This is a genomic window from Cobetia sp. UCD-24C (assembly GCF_001306765.1).
Classification (GTDB): Bacteria; Pseudomonadota; Gammaproteobacteria; order Pseudomonadales; family Halomonadaceae; genus Cobetia; species Cobetia amphilecti.
The window spans coordinates 193,568-213,790 of sequence record NZ_LJTD01000006.1 but is presented as its reverse complement, the minus strand read 5'-3'; the positions used below and the strand labels follow the sequence as shown (position 1 = coordinate 213,790).

Genomic DNA, 20,223 nt, shown 5'->3' with positions numbered 1-20,223 from the left:
TCCATGCATCCTTCGCCGTCTCGCCGCAGGCAGTCACGCAACGAAAAACGCCTGTGGACAACTCGAACTCTCGAGTCATCCACAGGCGTTTCGGTATTGCATGCCACCAGGATCAGCTGCCGAGGCGAGCCTCGATACTGGCGCGGATGCCGGCGGCATCCAGACCGCAGTCACGCAGCAGCTCGACCGGCTTGCCATGCTCGACGAAGCCATCCGGCAGCCCCAGCAGCAACATGGGTTGAGCCAGTCCCGCGTTCAGGTAGAGCTCGGCCACGCCGGCTCCCGCGCCACCCGCGATGGCATTCTCTTCGACGGTCACGACCAGGTCATGCTCCGCGGCGATCTCGAGCAGTGCCTCGCGGTCCAGCGGCTTGATGGAGCGCAGGTTGAAGTGGGTCGCGTCCAGCGCCTCGGCGACCTCGGCCACCGGCGTGTTCATGCTGCCCACGGCGACGATGGCGACACGCACCTCGGGGCTGCCGCTGATACGACGGCGATATTCCCCCTGACCGATGGCCATTGGCGTCAGGTCGGCATCGGTGGCCACCCCCGGCCCGGTACCGCGCGGATAGCGCACCGCAGCCGGCCCGGGGTGGGCCAGTGCCGCGCTCAGCATGCCACGGCACTCGGCTTCATCGGCCGGCGCCATCAACACCAGCTCCGGCACGCAGCGCAGGAATGACATGTCCAGGCTGCCGTGATGCGTCGGGCCGTCTTCACCGACCAGACCGGCACGATCGATGGCAAAGGTCACGTCCAGTTTCTGCACCGCGACATCGTGGATCAGCTGATCATAGCCACGCTGCAGGAAGGTGGAATAGATCGCCACCACCGGCTTCATGCCTTCACAGGCCATGCCCGCTGCCACTGTTACCGCGTGCTGCTCCGCGATGGCGACATCGTAGTAGCGATCAGGATATTCCTTCGAGAAGCGCACCAGATCCGAGCCTTCCCGCATGGCCGGCGTGATGCCGATGACGCGCGCATCCGCGGCGGCGGCATCACACAGCCAGTTGCCGAAGACACTGCAGTATTTCTGCGGCTTGGGAGCCGGCGCGTCGGTGACGGCAGGCGCCTGCTCGGCTGCCTGAGGCGCTGCCTTCTCGAGCTTGGTGATGGCGTGATAGCCGATCGGGTCACGCTCCGCCGGCAGGAAGCCCTTGCCCTTGCGCGTCACCACATGCAGGAACTGCGGGCCATCCAGATCACGCATGTTGCGCAACGTCTGCACCAGCGCCGGCAGGTCATGGCCGTCGATGGGGCCGATGTAGTTGAAGCCCATCTCCTCGAACAGCGTCGCCGGGCTGATGAAGCCCTTCATGTGCTCTTCGGTACGCTTGGCAAGCTCCAGCGCACCCGGCAAGGGCGACAGCAGTCGCTTGCCGTTGGCGCGCATCTGGGTATACGGCTTGCTGGCCAGAATACGTGCCAGATAGCTTGCCAGGCCGCCGACGTTCTCGGAGATCGACATCTCGTTGTCGTTGAGCACGACCAGCATATTGGCCTTCACGTGCCCGGCATGCGCCAGTGCCTCGAACGCCATGCCAGCCGTCAGGGCGCCATCGCCGATCACCGCACAGGCACGCCGTGACTCACCCGCCGTGCGGGCGCCGAGCGCCATGCCCAGCGCCGCACTGATCGAGGTGCTGGAATGGCCCACCCCGAAGGTGTCGAACTCGCTCTCGGCACGCTTGGGGAACGCAGACAGGCCGTTGTACTGGCGCATGCTGTACATGGCTTCACGACGGCCGGTCAGAATCTTGTGCGGATAGGCCTGATGACCCACGTCCCACACCAGACGGTCATGGGGCGTTTCCAGCGCATGATGGAGGGCCACGGTCAGCTCGACCACACCGAGCCCGGCACCGAAGTGCCCGCCGGTACAGCCGACGCTGTAAAGCAGGTAGGCGCGCAGTTCGTCAGCCAATTGGCGCAGCTGTGCCGCGCTCATGGCGCGCAGCGCTTGAGGTGTCTCGACCGCATCGAGCAGTGGCGTCGCGGGGCGCGCCTGAGGTATCTCGTCAAACAGCTTCATAGGCGTCAGGAATCAGTGGTCTCGCTCGATCATGTAGCGCGCCAGCACCGCGAGTGGCTCTGCGGCCTCTCCCAACGGTGCCAGGGCATCCAGGGCCTCTTGCAGTAGCTGACCTGCTCGCTCTTGAGCACCTTCGAGTCCAAGCAGCGAGGGATAGGTCGGCTTGTCGCGCGCAGCGTCAGCACCGGCCGTCTTGCCAAGCGTTGCGGTGTCGCCCGTCACGTCCAGGATGTCATCCTGGATCTGGAAGGCCAGGCCGATAGCCGAAGCGTAGCGCTCCAGGGCAGCAAGACGCGAATCCTGCTCGTCGACTGCCACCAATCCGCCCAGACGGACCGCGGCGCGAATCAGCGCGCCGGTCTTGTAGGCATGCATGCGTGACAGCGCCTCTACCTCACGGAACTGCCCGACCGCCTCGAGATCCAGCGCCTGACCGGCCACCATCCCGCGCCGCCCGGAGGCCTCGGCCAGGGTACGCACCAGGGCAGGTGTCCGTACATGGCCGGTCGTCGCCATCACTTCGAAGGAGAGCGTCAACAGGGCATCGCCCGCGAGTATGGCGGTCGCCTCATCGAAGGCGCGATGCACGGTGGGACGGCCACGACGCAGGTCGTCATCGTCCATGGCCGGCAGGTCATCATGGACCAGCGAATAGGCATGCACCAATTCGAGCGCCGCTGCCGCCGCGTCCAGCGCAGCGCGGTCAGCGGCCTCTTCATCGCAGCCCAGGGCACGACCCACCGCATATAGCAGCACGGGGCGCAGACGCTTGCCGCCACCCAGCACGCTGTAGCGCATGGCGTCCTCGAGACGCTCACTCACCGCCGCACTGCCGGGAGTCAACAACGCCTCAAGCACGGCCTCACTGCGCGCCTGTCCAGAGCGGATCAGCTCGCTGGCCTGCGATGCAGTCGGCGTGACTTGCGTATTCAATCCACCTGACATCACCAGTCCTTCTCCTCGTCCGCTTCACCCGCCATGCTGCCTGCGGCATCGGGCGCCGTAAACGCCGTGGGCGTCAGCGCTCCCTCCGGGCCTTCCACCAATGCCTGCAGGCGCAACTCGGCGCTGTCGAGCCGCTGCTGCGCCTCACGCGCCAGGCTCACGCCCTCTTCAAAAGCGCCCAGTGACGCTTCCAGCGACATGTCGCCAGCCTCGAGCCGCGTCACCAACCCTTCAAGACGGGCCAGGGTGGCGGCGAAATCCTGTGGCACTTCCTTTTCGGCCATGGGTGCTCTCGCTCATCCGACCGGGCGGGCCCGGTGTCTCTGTGTGGAGCGCCAGTATAACCCGAAGGGCTTCACGACGCTGCCCACCCCCTGCGTACGGAGGAAGAGTCACATCAAACGGCTGTGCTGTGAATTTTTCATGCCCGGCACGCGGACATTTCATCCGGAGGCCCCGTCGGCTGTGATATTCTTTGCTCCCCTGTTGACAGCACGCCCCGCTGTTTCTCTGGCATTTTCTTGAGGTGTGACACGCCAGCAGGTCATGAAAAAGACCAAACGAACAGAAACGCCGGCATGACCGGCGAGAGGGTTGATCCGACAATGGCCAAGACGTCCCTGGACAAGAGCAAGATCAAGATTCTATTGCTCGAGGGTGTCCACCAATCCGCCGTGGATAATTTCCTCAACGCGGGTTACACCAACATCGAACTGCTTCAGACCTCGCTGGCCGAGGAAGAACTGATCGAGAAGATCCGCGATGTGCACTTCATCGGCATTCGTTCCCGCACTCAGCTCAACGAGCGCGTGATCTCCGCTGCCGAGAAGCTCACCGCCATCGGCTGCTTCTGTATCGGCACCAACCAGGTCGACCTGGAAGCCGCACTGAAGCGCGGTATTCCCGTGTTCAACGCGCCCTACTCCAACACTCGCTCGGTCGCCGAGCTGGTACTGGCCGAAGCCATCATGCTGATGCGCGGCGTGCCGGAGAAGAGCGCCAAGGCACATCGTGGCCAGTGGATGAAATCCGCCAAGAACAGCCATGAAGTCCGCGGCAAGACGCTGGGCATCGTGGGCTACGGCAGCATCGGCTCCCAGCTGTCCGTGCTCAGCGAATCCCTGGGCCTGGACGTCATCTACTACGATGCCGTCACCAAGCTCGGCATGGGCAATGCCCGTCAGGTGGCAAGCCTGGAAGAGCTGCTGGCGCGCGCTGACATCGTCACCCTGCATGTGCCGGAAATCCCCTCCACCAAGTGGATGATGGGCAAGCAGCAGTTCGCGCTGATGAAGCAGAACAGCGTCTTCATCAATGCGGCACGCGGCACCACCGTCGTCATCGAAGACCTGGCCGAAGCCCTCTCCAGCGGCAAGCTGCTGGGCGCCGCCATCGACGTCTTCCCGGTAGAGCCGAAAGGCAACGGCGAAGAGTTCGTGTCTCCGCTGCGCGAGTTCGACAATGTCATCCTGACGCCGCACGTCGGTGGCTCCACCATGGAAGCCCAGGAAAACATCGGCGTCGAAGTCGCCGAGAAGCTGGTGACCTACTCCGACAACGGTACCACCATCGGCTCAGTCAACTTCCCGGAAGTCGCCCTGCCGGCGCACCCGGAAAAGCACCGTCTGCTGCATATCCACGACAACGTCCCGGGCGTGCTGTCACGCATCAACCAGGTGCTGTCCGAGGAAGGCATCAACATCTCTGGCCAGTACCTGCAGACCAACAACACGGTCGGCTATGTGGTCATCGATGTCGACAAGGCCTACGGCAAGAAAGCGCTCGAAGCGCTCAAGACCGTCGACCATACCCTGCGTATCCGGACCCTCTACTCGGAAGCTGATTTCGAGAACTGAGTCCGTGCTCTGCTTCATGGCCGTGGAGCAGAGGGCAGGCAAATGAAAACGCCGCAGCCAGAAATGGCTGCGGCGTTTTTTTGTTCCGGATTACCAGGCGTGTTGCTGGTCCCGTGCCTTGCGTCCCACTCCCCTCTGTCATGCCTCAGCCGGTTTCCCATAGACTGGCAATGCCGGGCCAAGACCAAAGGCGTGTTTCACGTGGAACATCTCAACTCCTCATAAAACACCCTCTGAATCAGATAGTTGAGAACAAGTGGCCAGTTGAAACTTCTTCTCTCAGCGCTCTGACAATAGCGTGCCAGCGACGGCCCAGTTTTCCGGCTCCACTTCCTTCAGCACCACCCAGACGGACTGCTCACGCACGCCCAATACGCGAGCCGTCTCGCGAGTCAACGCCTCCACCAGCTCCCGCTTCTGTTCCTGTGTCTTGCCCGTCAGAAATTCCGCACGAATCATCGGCATGGTTTTCTCTCCTTGTTGTTCAGATCTCTTTTTCTGCATGCCAGATCAGCCTGGCCAGCCGCCTTGCTCGCTATTGCCACAGCCGCTTTAAGGCGCTGTGGCCAATGGGCTCTCGCAAATCGCTCCTGAAGCCATTGTTCCACGTGAAACATCTGCCGGCAGCAAACAGCGATGTCACTCTGCGGCATAGGCTGGTAAAGAAATTGGCTGCTTTACGATAAAGCAGCCAATTTCTCTCCATACGTCATCCAAAAAATCGCTTGGCTATCAGCCTGTTGGCGCGCTTTAGCCAAATATCTCAAGCATCATGTTCCACGTGAAACACTGCTTAGGCGTAGCAGGAATCGCCCAGCAGCACCTCTTCGACGCGACCGTTCAACAGCATGCCAAGCAGCGGCGTGTTATGGCCGGCACTGACCAGCGTCTCGCTTGAGACTCGCCATTCCTGTTCCATATCGATCACCGCCAAATCACAGTACTCGCCCACTTCCAGCATGCCGCCCTTGAGTCCGAAGCGTCTGGCACTGAACGTCAATGTCTCGATCAGGCGAGGCAGGCTGAGCAGCTCGGCCTCCACCAGCGCCAGCCCCAGCGGCAGCATGGTTTCCAGGCTGGTCATGCCGGGCTCGGATACTGCAAAGGGTGCGCTCTTGGCAGCGGCTTCATGGGGCAGATGATCACTGACGATGGCGTCGATGGTGCCATCGACCACACCAGCCCGCAGCGCATCACGGTCTGCCGCGCTGCGCAGTGGCGGCTCCAGATGGAAATTGGCGTTGAAGCCTTCCAGCTGCTCATCGGTCCAGTGCAGTTGCGCCATCGACACATCCGCGCTGATATCCAGCCCTCTGGCCTTGGCATCACGTACCAGCTCCACGGCCCGAGCACTGGAGAGCAGCGACACATGCGCCCGTACACCGGTCTGCTCGATCAACAGCAGCCACTGGGTCAGAGCGACCGTTTCGGCAGATTCCGGAATGCCGGCCAATCCAAGACGCGAGGCAATGGCGCCCTCATGGGCGCAGCCCTGCCCAGCCAAGGCGGCCTCCTGGGCCTGGAACACGACGGTGATATCAAAGGTCCGCGCGTACTCCAGACAACGGCGCAGTACGCCGAGATCGCGTATCGGCTGGCGCAGGTTGGTAAGCGCCACACAGCCTGCGGATTTGAGCGCGGCCATATTGGCGAGCAGATCACCTTCCAGCCCCTGCGTCAGTGCCCCCAGCGGAGCAAGACGCACCCCCGCCACATCACGCGCGCGGTCCAGCAGCGTGCGAATATGCGAGGCGCTGTCGAGCACCGGGCTGGTGTCGGGGCGCGGCAGGATGGTCGCGTAGCCACCCGCCAGTGCGGCAGCCGACTCACTGACCAGACTGCCCTTGTAGCGCGGGCCCGGGTCACGCAGGTGCGCGCCAAGATCGATGAAGGCCGGCGTGACCAGCTTGCCCGCCAGATCATCGCGCTGCTCGGCACTGAAATCCGCCGGCGCTTCGCCGATCGCGATCAGGCGACCGCCGTCGAGGTGCAGGTCGTACTGGCCATCGCGGCCGTTGGTCGGGTCGATCACCCGTGCATTGATCAGGCTGCGTTTCATGCGCCAGCTCCTCGTGAACGTTCACCCCTGCGCTCGGCGCGCGCCTTCATCTGTCCGGAGACCGCCATCGACAGTACCGCCATGCGCACCGCGATGCCGTTGGTGACCTGATCGAGTATCAGAGAACGCGGGCCATCCGCGACGGCGGATTCGATCTCGACACCCCGGTTGATCGGCCCCGGATGCATCACCACGGCGTCAGGGTGCGCGTGTGCCAGGCTTTCGCGGGTCAGGCCATAGCGGCGGTAGTATTCCGATTCCGAGGGCAGCAGCGCGCCATCCATGCGTTCCTTCTGCAGGCGCAGCATGATGACGACATCGACATCCTTCAGTCCTTCTGCCAGCTCAGTGAAGACCTGGCAGCCCAGCGTCTCGACCCCGATGGGCAGCAGCGTCTGCGGCGCGACCACCCGCACCTCCGCTGCGCCCAGCGTATTGAGCGCCTGAATCTGCGAGCGAGCGACGCGTGAATGCAGGATGTCACCGACGATCGCGACGCGCAGATTGGCGAACTCGCCCTTGTGGCGGCGGATGGTCAGCATGTCGAGCATCGCCTGGGTCGGGTGCGCATGGCGACCGTCGCCGGCATTGATGATCGCCACATGCGGCGTGATCTGGCTGGCGATGAAGTGCGCCGCACCGGAGTCGCCATGACGCACCACGAAGGCATCCGCCTGCATGGCCTCGAGATTGACCAGGGTATCCATCAGCGACTCGCCCTTGGCGGCCGACGAGGTCTTGATGTCCAGATTGAGCACATCCGCCGACAGACGCTTGGCGGCCAGCTCGAAGGTGGCACGCGTGCGGGTCGAGTTCTCGAAGAACAGGTTGGCCACCGTACGCCCGCGCAGCAACGGCACCTTCTTGACCTCGGCATCGCCGATGCCACGGAAGTGATCGGCGGTGTCGAGAATCTCGGTCAGCACGCTGCGCGGCAGGCCTTCGATATCCAGAAAGTGACGCAGCCGGCCCTGCTCATCCAGCTGGACCTGTGCCGGCGAGGCAGCCCGCACATCCGCGCTGGCCTGCGAGAGATCAAACAGGTTCATGCCGTCACCTCTCCGGTATCGACCAGTGTCAGGCGCAGGTTGTCGGGGCCTTCCAGCTTGATGCGCTTGCCGGGCGCCAGCGCCAGATTGGCGCCCAGGGCGTCCGGCTGCACCGGCAGCTCACGCCCCGGCAGCTCTACCAGGCAGGCCAGCAGCACGCGGCGCGGACGGCCATAGTCGAACAGCTCATTGAGCGCCGCGCGCACGGTACGTCCGCTCATCAGCACATCGTCCACCAGCAGCAGATCGCGGTTCTCGATATCCGGCAGCTGTGACCCCTGGCCGCCATCCGGCAGGCCCTTGTGGCCGAAGTCGTCGCGCCAGAAACCGATATCCAGTGTCGCGAGGGGCTCTTCCAGCCCCAGCCGCTCACGCAGTGCCTGGGCGACCCAGACACCGCCGGTATGAATGCCGACCGGAATCAGACGTTCACGGTCGAGTTCACGGCGCTCGAACAGCAATTCGAGCTCCTCGGTCATGGCCTCGAGCAGTGCCTCGACCTCTGGCAGTGCCTCATGTTCTTCGTGCATCTCAGACTCTTGCATGGATATCGCTTCCTATCTTCCCTGCCGGATGGCGGCAAACAGACAAAAAAAACCCGCTTCCGGAAAGGAAGCGGGTGGAGTATTCAGTAACCGACAAGGTCGCCCTCGCCTCGCTGGCTTGCAAACCAGCTCTCGAGAATCAGCTGAGCGGCGAGGCCGTCCACGCCATCATCGCGATAATTGCCGCGGTGGCCGCGCTCGCGCGCCAAGCCCTTGGCCGCCTTGGTGGAGCCACGCTCGTCCCACATTTCCAGCGGCTTGCCGTAGCGGCCATACAGGCGCTTGCCGAACTTGCGGGCTCGGCTGCACATCAGTGTCTCGCTGCCGTCCAGCTCGAGCGGCAGGCCGACCACGAACAGGTCGGGCTGCCATTCCTCGATCAGGCGATTGACGACATTCCAGTCCGGAATGCCATCCCGCACATGCAGCGGCACCAGAGGCGTCGCGGTGCCGAGCATCTCGGTACCCACCGCGACACCGATGCGGCGCGTGCCGAAGTCGAACGCCAGCGCCGTACGGCTGACTTGCCGCTCAGCCATGCCCGATCTCCCGCGACATCAGATTCATGTCGACGCCCAGCTTACTGGCAGCCGCTTCGAGACGGGACTCGCTGTCGGCATCGAAGAGGATGCCGCTGTCGCCTTCGACGATCAGCCAGCTGTTTTCCTTCAGCTCGTTGGTGAGCTGGTCCGGCTCCCAGCCAGCGCAGCCGAGGCAGACCATGAAGTCATCAGGGCCTTCGTTGCCGGCTATCGCCTTCAGGATGTCCAACGAGGTGGTCAGCGCCAGCTCGTCGGTCACCTGCAGGCTGGAATCCCACTCGCTGGCCTTGCCGCGATGCAGGATGAAGCCGCGGTCCTTGTGGACGGGGCCACCGTAATAGACCACCTCATCGAGGCGCTCACAGCTGTCGGCAGCGATCTCGAGCTGCTCGAACAGACCGCGCATGGTCAGCTTGATCGGCTTGTTGACGATGACACCGAGGGTGCCCTTGTCATCATGATCACAGAGGTAACTGAGCGAGCCGGAAAAATTGTCATCATCGAGATGCGGCATCGCCAGCAGGAAATAGTCTCGCAGACTTTGCATGGTCCTCCCGAGGCGTCAGGGCGCGCCAGAATCGTTGCCGGGGCCGAATCGCCAGATGCGGGTGATGGTCAGCTGGCTCATCCCCTTGAGACTTTCATCAAAGGGCGCATAAGGAGCCGCGCCGTAGACCGTATCCAGAGCCGCCTGGTCGAGTTCAGCATGTCCCGAGGATTGTAACACTTCCGCGAACTCAAGCTGACCGCTGGGCAGCACGACGGCACGAATCCGCAGCTCGCCGCTCAGATGGGCAGGCGCCGGATAGTGCTGATTGCCGAATGCTTGTACCGTGCCGGTCCAGTCATTGATATAGCGCGCGCGGGCCGAGGCACGCGCCGCCTTGCGTGAGGCGATGTCACCCACCACCTCACGCGACTGGCCGGAGGCCTGGATTCGCTGGACGTCCTGCTCGCTGGCCTGCTGTTCGTTGTCCGGCGTATCCGGCAGCAGTTCGGAGCGCGTCACCTGCTGTGACGACGCCTGCTGGGTCGCGATGACCTCGGGGATGCGCTCCGGCATTACCAGCGCCTGCGTGGCCGGGGCCGGGGCTTCCGCCACGGCCGGCTCGCTGGCCTCGGACGCACTCTGCTCACCCGGCTGCGGGGGCGCCTGATTGGTTGGCCCGGCCTGCACCGCCGCCTCGCGCCCGCTGCCACTGGCCTGCTGGTCCTGCTCGGCCACCACCTGCGAGTCGACGGCAGTGGCGCTGGCCTGGCTGACCAGCGTCACATCGAGCATCACCGGCTTTGGCATCGGCGGCACCTCGGGCGGCGTCAGCAGGCCGCTGCCCAGCAACCACCAGCCGATGACGGCATGGACGGCCAGTGCCGCGCCCCATGCCACCACACGGCGATGCACCCGCGTCACCGGCACATAGGTGATCGGGTCGGTGACGCTATGATTGCCTGCCCACCATTCGACGGGTGCTGCCATACCCCACTCCCTGTCCACGGAACCTCATTGGCAGCTTCGGCTTCCCTGCCGTTTACTGCGAATCCATCGCGGGTCAGCCAACTGGTGCCGACCTCACCGCGAGGTTGATCAGGCGGAGGGCTGCGCCGCCAGACGCGCTTCGATGGCATCCATCAACAGACCGGCGATATCAGTGCCGCGCTGGGTATCGATCTCGCGCACGCAGGTCGGGCTGGTGACGTTGATCTCGGTGATGTAGTCGCCGATCACGTCCAGGCCGACGAACATCAGCCCCAATGATTTCACCACCGGCTTGACCTGCTCGATCAGCCAGTAATCGCGGTCGGTCAGCTCACGCGATTCGCCACGTCCGCCAGCCGCCAGGTTGCCGCGCGTCTCGCCGGCGCTGGGAATGCGCGCCAGGCCGAAGGGCACCGGTTCGCCATCCACCAGCAGAATGCGCGTATCGCCGGCACTGATTTCCGGCACATAACGCTGGGCCATGATCTGACGGGTGCCCCGCAGCGTCAGCTGCTCGATCACCGAGCCGAGATTGCGGCCATCTTCGGCGACGTGGAAGATGCCACTGCCCCCCATGCCATCCAGCGGCTTGAAGATCACGTTGCCATGCTCGGCGTGGAAGGCGCGCAGCACCTTGTCGTTGGCCGACACGGTGGTCGGCGGGATGCACTGCGGGAACTGCTGAGCGAAGAGCTTCTCGTTGCAGGTCTGCAGCGCGGCCGTCGGATTGACCACCAGCACGCCTTCCCGCTCGGCAAAGCCCAGCAGATGAACGGCATTCAGGAAGTGTTCGTCGACGGGCGGATCCTTGCGCATCAGGATCACGTCAAGCTCGGCCAGCGGAGTCGCGACGACCTCGCCCAGCTGATAGAAGTTGTCCGGGTCGTGGTAGACCTCCAGATCACGCATCAGGCCCATGGCGCGACCATTCTCGAGATAGAGGTCTTCCTGCTCGAGATAGTGCAGCGACCAGCCACGCTGGCTGGCGGCCCACAACATGGCCAGAGTGGTGTCCTTCTTGTAGGCGACGCTGGACATCGGGTCCATCACCACGCCGATCTTGAGCTTGCGAGCAGTCATTGAGGCAACCTTGTGACGACACTGCCAGCCCGGAACGCGGCCGGCAGCGGGGATAACGGAGACTCCCGTCGCGACATGACACCATAGCGCGGGAGCGATGGGACAAGTATGCAGCAGCGTCGTGCTGCTCACCACTGGCGAAACGCCCTTGCCGGCTCACGCTGTGTTGCCGGCAGATCAACAATTCCGCCCAGGTGCCAGATGATGGGAGATCAGCGCGGCAGGTCACCAAATCGCTGCTGCAGCAAGGTCAGCGCCACCACCGGCGCCGTCTCGGTGCGCAGGATACGCGGCCCCAGGCCGAGCACCTCACAACCGGCGGCAGCCGCTTCTGCCACCTCTTCCTGCGTGAAGCCGCCTTCCGGGCCGATCAGCAGGCTGGCACGGGTCACGCCGCCCTCGGCCTCGGCCACGTTCAGCGCCTCGGCGCCGCCCGGCTGCAGAATCAGGCGCAGCGGCTCATCACGCTCGGCCAGCCACTGCGTCATCGCCACCGGGGCATGCACGACCGGCACGACGCTTCTTCCGCATTGCTCGCAGGCGCTGGCCGCCACGCTCTGCCAGTGCGTCAGCTTCTTGTCGGCGCGCTCGCCCTTGAGCTTGACGTCGCCCCGCGCGGTATAGAGTGGCGTGATGGCAGCCACGCCCATCTCACAGGCCTTCTGGATGGCGTAATCCATGCGATCGCCCTTGGAGATCGCCTGCCCCAGATGCACCGCCAGCGGCGCCTCGCGGTCATTGGGCACCGCCTCGATCACCTGCACGCTGACGCCCTTGCGGGTCACCTCCTCCAGCAACACGCGCACCTCCTGCCCACGGCCATCGAACAGCTGCGCCTCACTGCCGACCTTGGCACGCAGCACCAGCCCGAGGTGGCGTGCAGGCCCCTCGGGGAGCGCGAAGGACGCCCCGGCGCTGACATTGAGATCAAGATCGGGGCAGTGCAGACGGATGGCCATGGACGGGGTCTCGCGGACTAAGAAGCAGTGAAAGTGAGCCGCGATGAGTCGATATAGCATCGCAGGCAAGGCGGCGGCCATTGTCGCCCAAAAACGCAGCGACGGGCCACTGGGGCCCGTCGCTGGTCGTACCTGTCATGTGGCCAATCAAGGCCGGCTCACTGATCAGTGAGCGGTCGCCTCGGCGGCGCCCTGGGCTTCACGCTGCTTGCGCTGCGCGTACATGGCCTCGAAGTTGACCGGAGCCAGCATCAGCGGAGGGAAGCTGCCACGGTTGACCAGGTTGTCGATGGCTTCACGCGCATACGGGAACAGCACGTTCGGGCAGAAGGCGCCCAGGGTGTGGTCCAGCTGCTCGGCAGACAGGCCAGCGATACGGAACAGGCCAGCCTGCTCGACTTCCGCCAGGAAGGCAGTGGTCTTGTCTTCGCCATTGGTGACCTGAGCGGTGACCTTGATGGAGACTTCGAACAGCTCCTCACCGACCTGCTGGTGCTCGGTATCCAGCTCCAGCGCGACCTTCGGCTGGAACGGCTGGGAGAAGACCGCCGGAGAATTCGGGGCTTCGAAGGACACGTCCTTCACGTAGATGCGCTGCAGGGCAAACTGGAGCTGATCCTGAGCCTGTTCTGCGCCTGCTGCAGCCTGTGCGTTCTGTTCTTCAGCCATGAGACATATCCTTGAGGGTTCGGAGATTTATTCTTAGTTGCAAGCCTGCCTCCAGCAGACCCGCAAACTTGCCCAGCCAGTGGAGCATTGACAGCTGGCAGACACGCGACGTGCGAGTCTGCGACTCAGCGAGTCACGACCGGCAGGCTGTCGGCTTCCCACTGGCCCATGCCGCCCTTGAGCTTGACGGCCTGCTTGAAGCCATCCTTCTCGAGGCGCGCCACCAGCGGTCCCGCCGTCTGGCCGTGCTTGCAGACGATGATCACCGGGCGTTCCTTGTACTTGGCCAGCGGAGTGGTCTCGCTGGTCAGCTGACTGCTGGGAACGTTGACGGCACCGGCGATATGACCGGCCTTGAATTCCTTGCTGTCGCGGATGTCGATGAAGACACCCTCTTCGCGATTGACCAGTCGCGTGGCCTCGCTGACGCTGACGCCGTGGTTGCCACGCATGGTTTCCATGACAATGAGGGCGACCAGCAGGGCGACGAAGGCGCCGACCAGCAAGGGATGATTCTGCGCGAACTGAAGCAGCTGTTCGATCATGAGACGGGCTAACTCCGCTGTGACGTGCATGCCGACGCGTACGCGGCAAAGGAAATAGACCGCTACCTGAGGTAACGGAGCCAGCATTATACATGACAGGCCCAAGCATGAATGCCGCTGCATGGCATCAAAAAGGCGTAGCCGGGCGATGCGCCGGCTGCTGTCAGCTCAGCCGGGCCGGGGCGATCCACCGATAGCGCAACCCAATCCCGGCGATACACTTGCGGCACTTGCACTCGGCACCTTACCACCCCTCTAATAGAGGGCAGAACGAGCAGGTAGTTTTATCACTACATGTCGTTTCCGCCGAGGGTTCTGCCCCACGGATGCGCCACAGCATGGCCGCAGGACATGACAGCTGCATGATGCGTCACCCGGCGAACATCATCCTGTCATCCCGGCCCCTGCTCACCCCAGATCATTCGTCATCACAGCGAGGAAGTCATGGCAGCTCAAGCACAAGGTCCGCGTCCCGTCGCCCTAATCATTCTGGACGGCTACGGTCACAGCGAAGAGGAGAAGGACAACGCCATCCTCGCCGCCGACACGCCGGTGATGGACCGCCTGCGTCGTGAATATCCCAGCGAACTGATTCACACCGATGGTGGCTTCGTCGGCCTGCCGGACGGCCAGATGGGCAACTCCGAAGTCGGCCACATGAACCTCGGTGCCGGTCGCATCGTCTATCAGGACTTCACGCGCATCACCAAGGCGGTGCGTGAGAATGCCCTCAAGGACAATGACATCCTGACCGCGCCCATCGATGCCGCCGTCAAGGCCGGGCGTGCCGTGCACCTGATCGGCCTGCTGTCTCCGGGTGGTGTCCACTCCCACGAAGACCACACCCTGGCCATGGCCGACCTGGCCGCCGAGCGGGGCGCCAAGCGCATCTATATCCATGCCATCACCGATGGCCGTGACACCGCGCCCAAGAGCGCCGAGGCCTCCATCGCGCGTGCCGATGAGCACCTCGCGGGCCTGGGCCTGGAAGACGGCCGTGTCGCCACGCTGGTCGGTCGCTACTTCGCACTGGACCGCGACAACCGCTGGGACCGCGTCGAGCAGGCCTACCGCCTGATCGCCAACGGCGAAGCCGAACATGAAGCCGCCACCGGTGTCGCCGGTCTGGCTGCCGCCTACGAGCGCGACGAGACCGATGAATTCGTCACAGCTACCCGCATCGGCGATTCCGTCGCCATGCAGGAAGGCGATGCGGCCATCTTCATGAACTTCCGCGCCGACCGTGCCCGCGAGCTGACCCGCGCCTTCGTCGAGCCGGACTTCGCAGGCTTCGAGCGCACGCCGCCCAAGCTGGCCCACGACGGCCTGGTGATGATGACCCAGTACGCCGCCGACATCCCGGCGCCGGCAGCCTTCCCGCCGTCCGAACTGCACAACACCCTGGGCGAGGTCGTGTCCGACCGTGGCCTGACCCAGCTGCGCATCGCCGAGACCGAGAAGTACGCGCACGTCACCTTCTTCTTCTCCGGTGGCCGCGAAGAGGAATACCCCGGCGAGACGCGCATCCTCGTGCCGTCCCCGCAGGACGTGAAGACCTACGACGAGAAGCCGGAAATGAGCGCCGGCGAAGTCACCGACAAGCTGGTGGAAGCCATCGAGTCCGGCGGCTACGACCTCATCGTCTGCAACTACGCCAACGGCGACATGGTCGGCCACACCGGCAAGTTCGACGCCGCTGTCCAGGCCGTCGAGTTCCTCGACAAGTGCGTGGCACGCGTGGTCGAGGCGCTGGAGAAGGTCGGAGGCGAATGCCTGATCACCGCCGACCACGGCAACGCCGAGCAGATGGTGCACCCGGAAACCGGCAATCCACAGACCGCGCACACCACCTTCGAGGTGCCGCTGATCTACGTGACGCAGCGCGATGCCAAGCTGGCCGCCGACGGGCGTCTGTGCGATCTCGCCCCGACCCTGCTGACCATGATGGGCCAGTCGGTGCCGGAAGAGATGGATGGCAAGGTGCTGGTCGATTATGCCGAGGCCTGATAGCAGGCTGCATGGCGCACCCTTCGGTGCGCCGTGCCTCTCGCCCTGCCCGAGCAAGCCGCTCGGGCAGGGCGACCGCCCCCGAATCTTCAAGCGCCGGAGCCGAGTCTCCGGCGTTGTGCTGTCTGCCTGGCTGCTGAGTCTCGCCCCGCTGGCACTCGGCCCCGTGGTGGCGACCACCGCGCAGGCCGCTGACGACACCGCCACCCTGACCCAGAAGAAGCAGGCCTCCCAGGAAGACCTCAAGCGCCTCAAGCGTGAGATCCAGGCGATGCAGGGCGAGCTCAAGGCCACGGCAGCGCGGCGCAGCGACACGCGCAACGGGCTGGAGAAGATCGAGCGCCAGCTCAACGCCACGCGCCAGCAGACCGGCAAGCTCGAGGATGAGCGTGACGACATCAAGCAGCAGCTGGTGGCACTGACGCGCAAACGTGAAGCCCTCAGTCAGCAGCAGACAGCCCAGAAGGCGGCGGTCGCCGAAGAGATGGCCGCCCTCTATCGCCTCGGTCGTCAGCCTGAACTGAAATTGCTGCTCAACCAGGATGATCCCGCACGTCTTGAGCGCCTGCAGGTCTATCTGAACCATCTGAGCGAATCACGGCGTGCTGCGCTGGAGCGCCTGGCCGAGCTGAACCAGTCACTGGCCGACACCCGCGCACAGCTGCTGGCCCGCCAGACACGCCTGGATGACGTGCAGGCAGGCCTCGAGCGGCAGGCCAGTCAGCTGATCGCGCAACAGAATGAACGCGCTGCCCTGCTGCGCAAGCTGGATGCGCGCTATGCCAGCCATGAGGCGAAGATCGCCGAACTGGATCAGGACCGCGCACATGCCAACCAGCTGATCCAGACCCTCGAGAAGCGCCTCAAGTCGATCAAGAGCGCGCCGCCACCCAAGACCCGCATCACACGTGCGATGGGCAAGATGGACTGGCCGGCGCCGGGCAAGGTGATCTCCGCCTATGGACGTGGCGAGGGCGTCAACCGTGATGGCGTGCTGATTCGCGCGACACAGGGCACCGCCGTCACGGCGCCGCACGCCGGTCGCGTGGTCTTCGCGGACTGGATGCGCGGCTATGGCAACCTGCTGATACTCGATCACGGTGACAACGTGCTGACGCTCTACGCCCACCTGGCAAGCTTCAGCGTGGGTCCGGGCGACAGCCTGTCGCGCGGCCAGCAGCTGGGCAGTGTCGGCAGCAGCGGCGGGCGTGATGGCCCGGCGCTCTATTTCGAAGTGCGCCGCAGCGGTCAGCCGACAGACCCGAGTCGGTGGCTCTCGCGCCGCTGAAGTGCCTGGCAGCGGCACCTCGCGCATCGTCTGATTGTCAGCCAGCGCTGAATGCCACCGCTAGCCAGCGGGCTAGTCGCCAGGCACTCGCGCGGGATATGCTCGCAGTAGCCTGTGACTGCGAGCATGCTGGGCGGTGTTCCCCCTGCCATGCCTCGACATCCGGCCCCGGCGCTCAGCGCATTTCGGTACCAGTCGAGTCAGTATCCGTCGAGAAGGAAATCGCATGTCTGCAATGTCGCCATTCCGTCCTGCCCCGCGCCGCCTGCGTCAGCTGGCGGTCAGCGTGCCGCTGAGCCTTGCCCTGCTGGGTGGCGGACTGCCGGCCAGTGCAGAAGATGTCACCTCACCGGCCGACAGCGCTCAGGATGCCCGTCAGGGCACGGACCTGCCGCTGGATGAGCTGCGCACCTTCGCCGAGGTCTTCGAGCGCATCAAGCGCACCTACGTCGATCAGGTCGATGACCGCACGCTGCTCAAGAATGCCATGCGCGGCATGCTCGAAGGGCTGGACCCGCACTCCGCCTATCTGGATCAGGAAGACTGGCAGGACCTGCGCGAGAATACCGATGGCGAGTTTGGCGGCATCGGTATCGAGGTCGGCACCGGCGACGATGGCCAGCTGACCGTCATCGCCCCCATCGACGACACCCCGGCGGCGCGCGCGGGCCTGCAGCCGCGAGACGTCATCCTCAAGATCGACAATACGCCGCTGGACGGCCTGTCGATGTCGGAGTCGGTCAAGTTGATGCGCGGTGAGGCAGGCTCACGCATTCGGCTGCTGATTCTGTCCGAGGGCGCCGACATGCCGCGCGAAGTGGTGCTGGAACGGGCCATCATCAAGAGCAGCAGCGTCAGTCAGCGCTTGCTGGACCCGGGCTATGGCTATCTGCGCATCAGCCAGTTCCAGAGCGCGACCGGTGACGAGGCCCACACGGCGCTGGCCAGACTGCAGGAAGACAATGATGGCGAGCCGCTCAAGGGGCTGGTGCTGGATCTGCGCAACAACCCCGGCGGGCTTCTCTCGGCCGCCGTCGAGATCAGTGACCTGTTTTTGTCCAGCGGCCGCATCGTCTACACCGAAGGCCGCCTGCCCGACAGCGAGCTGTCCTTCTCGGCCAAGCCCGATACTCCGGCGGGCGACACCCCACTGGTGGTGCTGATCAATGGCGGCACGGCCTCGGCCGCGGAAATCGTGTCCGGCGCACTGCAGGATCAACACCGCGCCATCATCATGGGCACCGACAGCTTCGGCAAGGGCTCGGTCCAGACGGTGATGCCGCTGGGCAATGGCGATGGGCTCAAGCTGACCACCGCGCTCTACTTCACGCCCAGCGGTCGCTCGATCCAGGCCGAGGGCATCCGCCCGGATGTCGAGGTCGTGCGAGGCCGCCTCGAGCGCGATACGCGGCGTGACTTCAGCGTGCGCGAGGCAGACCTCGACGGGCGCCTCGACAATGCCAACGCCGCCAGCGAATCCGCCAGCAGCAAGGCACCCGACAGCCCGGTAGTGGCGGAAAGCGACTATCAGCTAGGTGAGGCGCTCAATCTGCTCAAGGGCATGAACGTGCTGGGGCGCAGCGCGGCGCTCAAGGCCACCGTGTCCACAAGCGACGAGTAAGCATCACGCCATGATCGCCAGATCATCAGGCCACAACGACAAGGCCCCGCCAGATGGCGGGGCCTTGTTGTTGCAGGGGGCATGACATGCGCACATGTCTAGAAACATGCAGCGGCATGTGTGGCAGCGGTCGGCCATCCTGTGCCCAAGCGATGATGGTGGGCGCTCACATACCCAATGGCACAGGAATTACACCAACTTCACTCTTGTTACGGCTTGCAGCTGGCGGGCAACTCACCCCGCTGCCCCATCGCCTGACGCATCAGGATGCGCTTCAGCTCGCCCTGGCCGTCGACGAAACCAAGCCCGAAGTTGCGCAGCAGCCGCACGCCCGGCTGACGGCTGCCGAACAACAGCCGGAAGCCATCCATCATCTTGAGCATCATGGCATTGTCGCTGCGACGCCGGCGGCGATAGCGCGCCAGCCAGCGCTCGTCGCCGAGCGCCACCCCGCGGCGATGTCCTGCCAGCAGCTCGTCTGCCAACACCGCCACATCCATCAAGCCCAGATTGACGCCCTGGCCTGCCAGCGGGTGAATGGCATGCGCAGCATCCCCCACCAGCGCCAGCCCCGGCAGCACATAGTCTTCGGCGTGGCGCTGATGCAGCGGGAAACTGAAGCGCTCACTCGCCCATTCGATGGCGCCGAGCTGACCTTCAAAGGCGTCTTCCAGCTCACTACAGAAGGCCGCCGGTGACAGTGCCAGCAGCCGCTCGGCCTCTTCTGGCGTAGTCGACCACACGATGGAGCAATGCCGCTCTGCGGCCGAGGCTCCCTCGGCCGGCTGAGCCAGGGCGTCATTGACGGCCAGCGGCAGGAAGGCCAGCGGCCCGGTCGGCAGGAAGCGCTGACGCGCGACGGCCTGATGCGCGAGTTCGGTGCGCACCGTGGCCACCAGCGCGACCTGGCCGGTGTCGTGTTCCCGCGTGGCGATCCCGGCCAGCTCGCGCAGCCGTGAGCGCGCACCATCCGCCGCGACCACCAGCGCCGCGGTGACTGTCCGGCCATCGGTCAGCGTCAGGCTGGTCGCTTCCGCTGCATCGAGTTGGTAAGCATTCACTACCGATGTGGCGCCTGAGCGTGGCAGTGCCATGCCTGCCACACGCGCCCCGAAGCAGCGCGTGATTGCCGGGCAGGCATCGATGGCCTGCTCCAGCGCGGCGAGCGTGACCCGGTTCTCGACGATATGCCCCAGCACCGGCACACCGCTGTCCTCGGCGCTGAACTGGATCTCGCCATTGCCCTCCGCGTCCCACACCTGCATGCCGGTATAGGGCATCAGGCGACTGGCGGCGATCGTCGGCCACACGCCCAGACCGCTCAACAGCTGCTGAGAGACCGGCGTCAATACACTCACCCGTGGCTCGGGGGCGCTATCTGGCTGCCAGCGGGTCGCGGACTCACGCCCCTCGACCAGCATGACCCGCAGTCCCGCCTGCCCCAGCAGCAGCGCCAGGGTGGCACCGACGATACCGGCACCGACGATGGCGACATCGGCGTCATGTGCGCTACCTGCTGATCGACCGTCCTTCATGCCTGCTCCCT

At 64.6% G+C, this 20,223-nt stretch carries 19 protein-coding genes; 4 read left to right on the top strand and 15 right to left on the bottom strand.

Going from position 1 to position 20,223, the window contains the following annotated elements; all coding sequences use genetic code 11:
* Positions 1-112 precede the first annotated feature (112 nt).
* Genes dxs through xseB form a run of 3 tightly spaced genes read right to left on the bottom strand, consistent with a single transcriptional unit; the run spans position 113 to position 3,264 of the window.
* Positions 113-2,035 (bottom strand): 1-deoxy-D-xylulose-5-phosphate synthase, encoded by a 1,923-nt coding sequence (dxs, locus tag AOG28_RS10690; RefSeq protein WP_054556402.1) that lies wholly within the window; start codon positions 2,033-2,035, stop codon positions 113-115.
* A 12-nt stretch (positions 2,036-2,047) separates the two neighbouring features.
* Positions 2,048-2,980 carry a polyprenyl synthetase family protein gene (locus AOG28_RS10685; RefSeq protein ID WP_054556401.1) on the bottom strand — a complete coding sequence of 311 codons (933 nt, stop codon included), beginning with the start codon at positions 2,978-2,980 and terminating at the stop codon, positions 2,048-2,050.
* Entirely contained in the window at positions 2,980-3,264 is a 285-nt protein-coding gene (gene xseB, locus AOG28_RS10680) for an exodeoxyribonuclease VII small subunit (RefSeq protein ID WP_043331600.1), read from the bottom strand. The genes AOG28_RS10685 and xseB overlap by 1 nt, the downstream gene beginning before the upstream one ends.
* Positions 3,265-3,585: 321 nt before the next feature.
* On the opposite strand from xseB, the gene serA reads away from it, so the two are divergent.
* A complete protein-coding gene (gene serA, locus AOG28_RS10675) occupies positions 3,586-4,836 on the top strand; it encodes a phosphoglycerate dehydrogenase (protein ID WP_043331602.1) in 1,251 nt (416 codons plus the stop codon).
* A 279-nt stretch (positions 4,837-5,115) separates the two neighbouring features.
* Here the strand turns inward: serA and AOG28_RS10670 are convergent, their stop codons facing one another.
* From AOG28_RS10670 to AOG28_RS10620, 11 genes are all read right to left on the bottom strand, one after another.
* Positions 5,116-5,301, bottom strand: a complete 186-nt coding sequence (locus AOG28_RS10670; RefSeq protein WP_054556400.1) for a tautomerase family protein — start codon at positions 5,299-5,301, stop codon at positions 5,116-5,118.
* 328 nt (positions 5,302-5,629) lie between these two features.
* Positions 5,630-6,895: a dihydroorotase gene (locus tag AOG28_RS10665; protein ID WP_054556399.1), complete on the bottom strand. Its 1,266-nt coding sequence runs from the start codon at positions 6,893-6,895 to the stop codon at positions 5,630-5,632.
* The gene (locus tag AOG28_RS10660) at positions 6,892-7,944 is read right to left on the bottom strand and encodes an aspartate carbamoyltransferase catalytic subunit (RefSeq protein WP_054556398.1); all 1,053 of its coding nucleotides are present in this window, start codon (positions 7,942-7,944) and stop codon (positions 6,892-6,894) included. Before AOG28_RS10660 ends, AOG28_RS10665 begins: the two co-directional genes overlap by 4 nt.
* Positions 7,941-8,474 carry a bifunctional pyr operon transcriptional regulator/uracil phosphoribosyltransferase PyrR gene (pyrR, locus tag AOG28_RS10655; RefSeq protein ID WP_192839044.1) on the bottom strand — a complete coding sequence of 178 codons (534 nt, stop codon included), beginning with the start codon at positions 8,472-8,474 and terminating at the stop codon, positions 7,941-7,943. Before pyrR ends, AOG28_RS10660 begins: the two co-directional genes overlap by 4 nt.
* Positions 8,475-8,572: 98 nt before the next feature.
* Positions 8,573-9,028, bottom strand: coding sequence for a Holliday junction resolvase RuvX (gene ruvX / locus AOG28_RS10650; RefSeq protein ID WP_054556397.1), 456 nt, complete (start codon positions 9,026-9,028; stop codon positions 8,573-8,575).
* On the bottom strand, positions 9,021-9,578 hold the full coding sequence (locus AOG28_RS10645; RefSeq protein ID WP_043331610.1) for a YqgE/AlgH family protein: 558 nt from the start codon (positions 9,576-9,578) through the stop codon (positions 9,021-9,023). The genes ruvX and AOG28_RS10645 overlap by 8 nt, the downstream gene beginning before the upstream one ends.
* Before the next feature lie 15 nt (positions 9,579-9,593).
* Complete coding sequence (locus tag AOG28_RS10640) at positions 9,594-10,508, bottom strand: energy transducer TonB (RefSeq protein ID WP_054556396.1); 915 nt, start codon at positions 10,506-10,508, stop codon at positions 9,594-9,596.
* 108 nt (positions 10,509-10,616) lie between these two features.
* Positions 10,617-11,588, bottom strand: a complete 972-nt coding sequence (gshB, locus tag AOG28_RS10635) for a glutathione synthase (RefSeq protein ID WP_054556395.1) — start codon at positions 11,586-11,588, stop codon at positions 10,617-10,619.
* 212 nt (positions 11,589-11,800) lie between these two features.
* Entirely contained in the window at positions 11,801-12,547 is a 747-nt protein-coding gene (locus AOG28_RS10630; protein ID WP_082388697.1) for a 16S rRNA (uracil(1498)-N(3))-methyltransferase, read from the bottom strand.
* 165 nt (positions 12,548-12,712) lie between these two features.
* Positions 12,713-13,216, bottom strand: coding sequence for a protein-export chaperone SecB (gene secB / locus AOG28_RS10625; RefSeq protein ID WP_043331620.1), 504 nt, complete (start codon positions 13,214-13,216; stop codon positions 12,713-12,715).
* 125 nt (positions 13,217-13,341) lie between these two features.
* The gene (locus AOG28_RS10620) at positions 13,342-13,761 is read right to left on the bottom strand and encodes a rhodanese-like domain-containing protein (RefSeq protein WP_043331622.1); all 420 of its coding nucleotides are present in this window, start codon (positions 13,759-13,761) and stop codon (positions 13,342-13,344) included.
* Positions 13,762-14,205: 444 nt separating this feature from the next.
* Here AOG28_RS10620 and gpmI point away from each other — a divergent pair, with 444 nt between their 5' ends.
* The 3 genes from gpmI (at position 14,206) to AOG28_RS10605 (ending at position 18,677) form a co-directional block, all read left to right on the top strand.
* Entirely contained in the window at positions 14,206-15,768 is a 1,563-nt protein-coding gene (gene gpmI / locus AOG28_RS10615; RefSeq protein WP_043331623.1) for a 2,3-bisphosphoglycerate-independent phosphoglycerate mutase, read from the top strand.
* On the top strand, positions 15,755-17,056 hold the full coding sequence (locus AOG28_RS10610) for a murein hydrolase activator EnvC family protein (protein ID WP_160317871.1): 1,302 nt from the start codon (positions 15,755-15,757) through the stop codon (positions 17,054-17,056). The genes gpmI and AOG28_RS10610 overlap by 14 nt, the downstream gene beginning before the upstream one ends.
* A gap of 235 nt (positions 17,057-17,291) precedes the next feature.
* Positions 17,292-18,677, top strand: a complete 1,386-nt coding sequence (locus AOG28_RS10605) for a S41 family peptidase (protein WP_054556393.1) — start codon at positions 17,292-17,294, stop codon at positions 18,675-18,677.
* A gap of 209 nt (positions 18,678-18,886) precedes the next feature.
* Here AOG28_RS10605 and AOG28_RS10600 read toward each other — a convergent pair whose 3' ends face one another.
* Positions 18,887-20,212: a UbiH/UbiF/VisC/COQ6 family ubiquinone biosynthesis hydroxylase gene (locus AOG28_RS10600; protein ID WP_054556392.1), complete on the bottom strand. Its 1,326-nt coding sequence runs from the start codon at positions 20,210-20,212 to the stop codon at positions 18,887-18,889.
* Between the last annotated feature and the right edge of the window lie 11 nt (positions 20,213-20,223).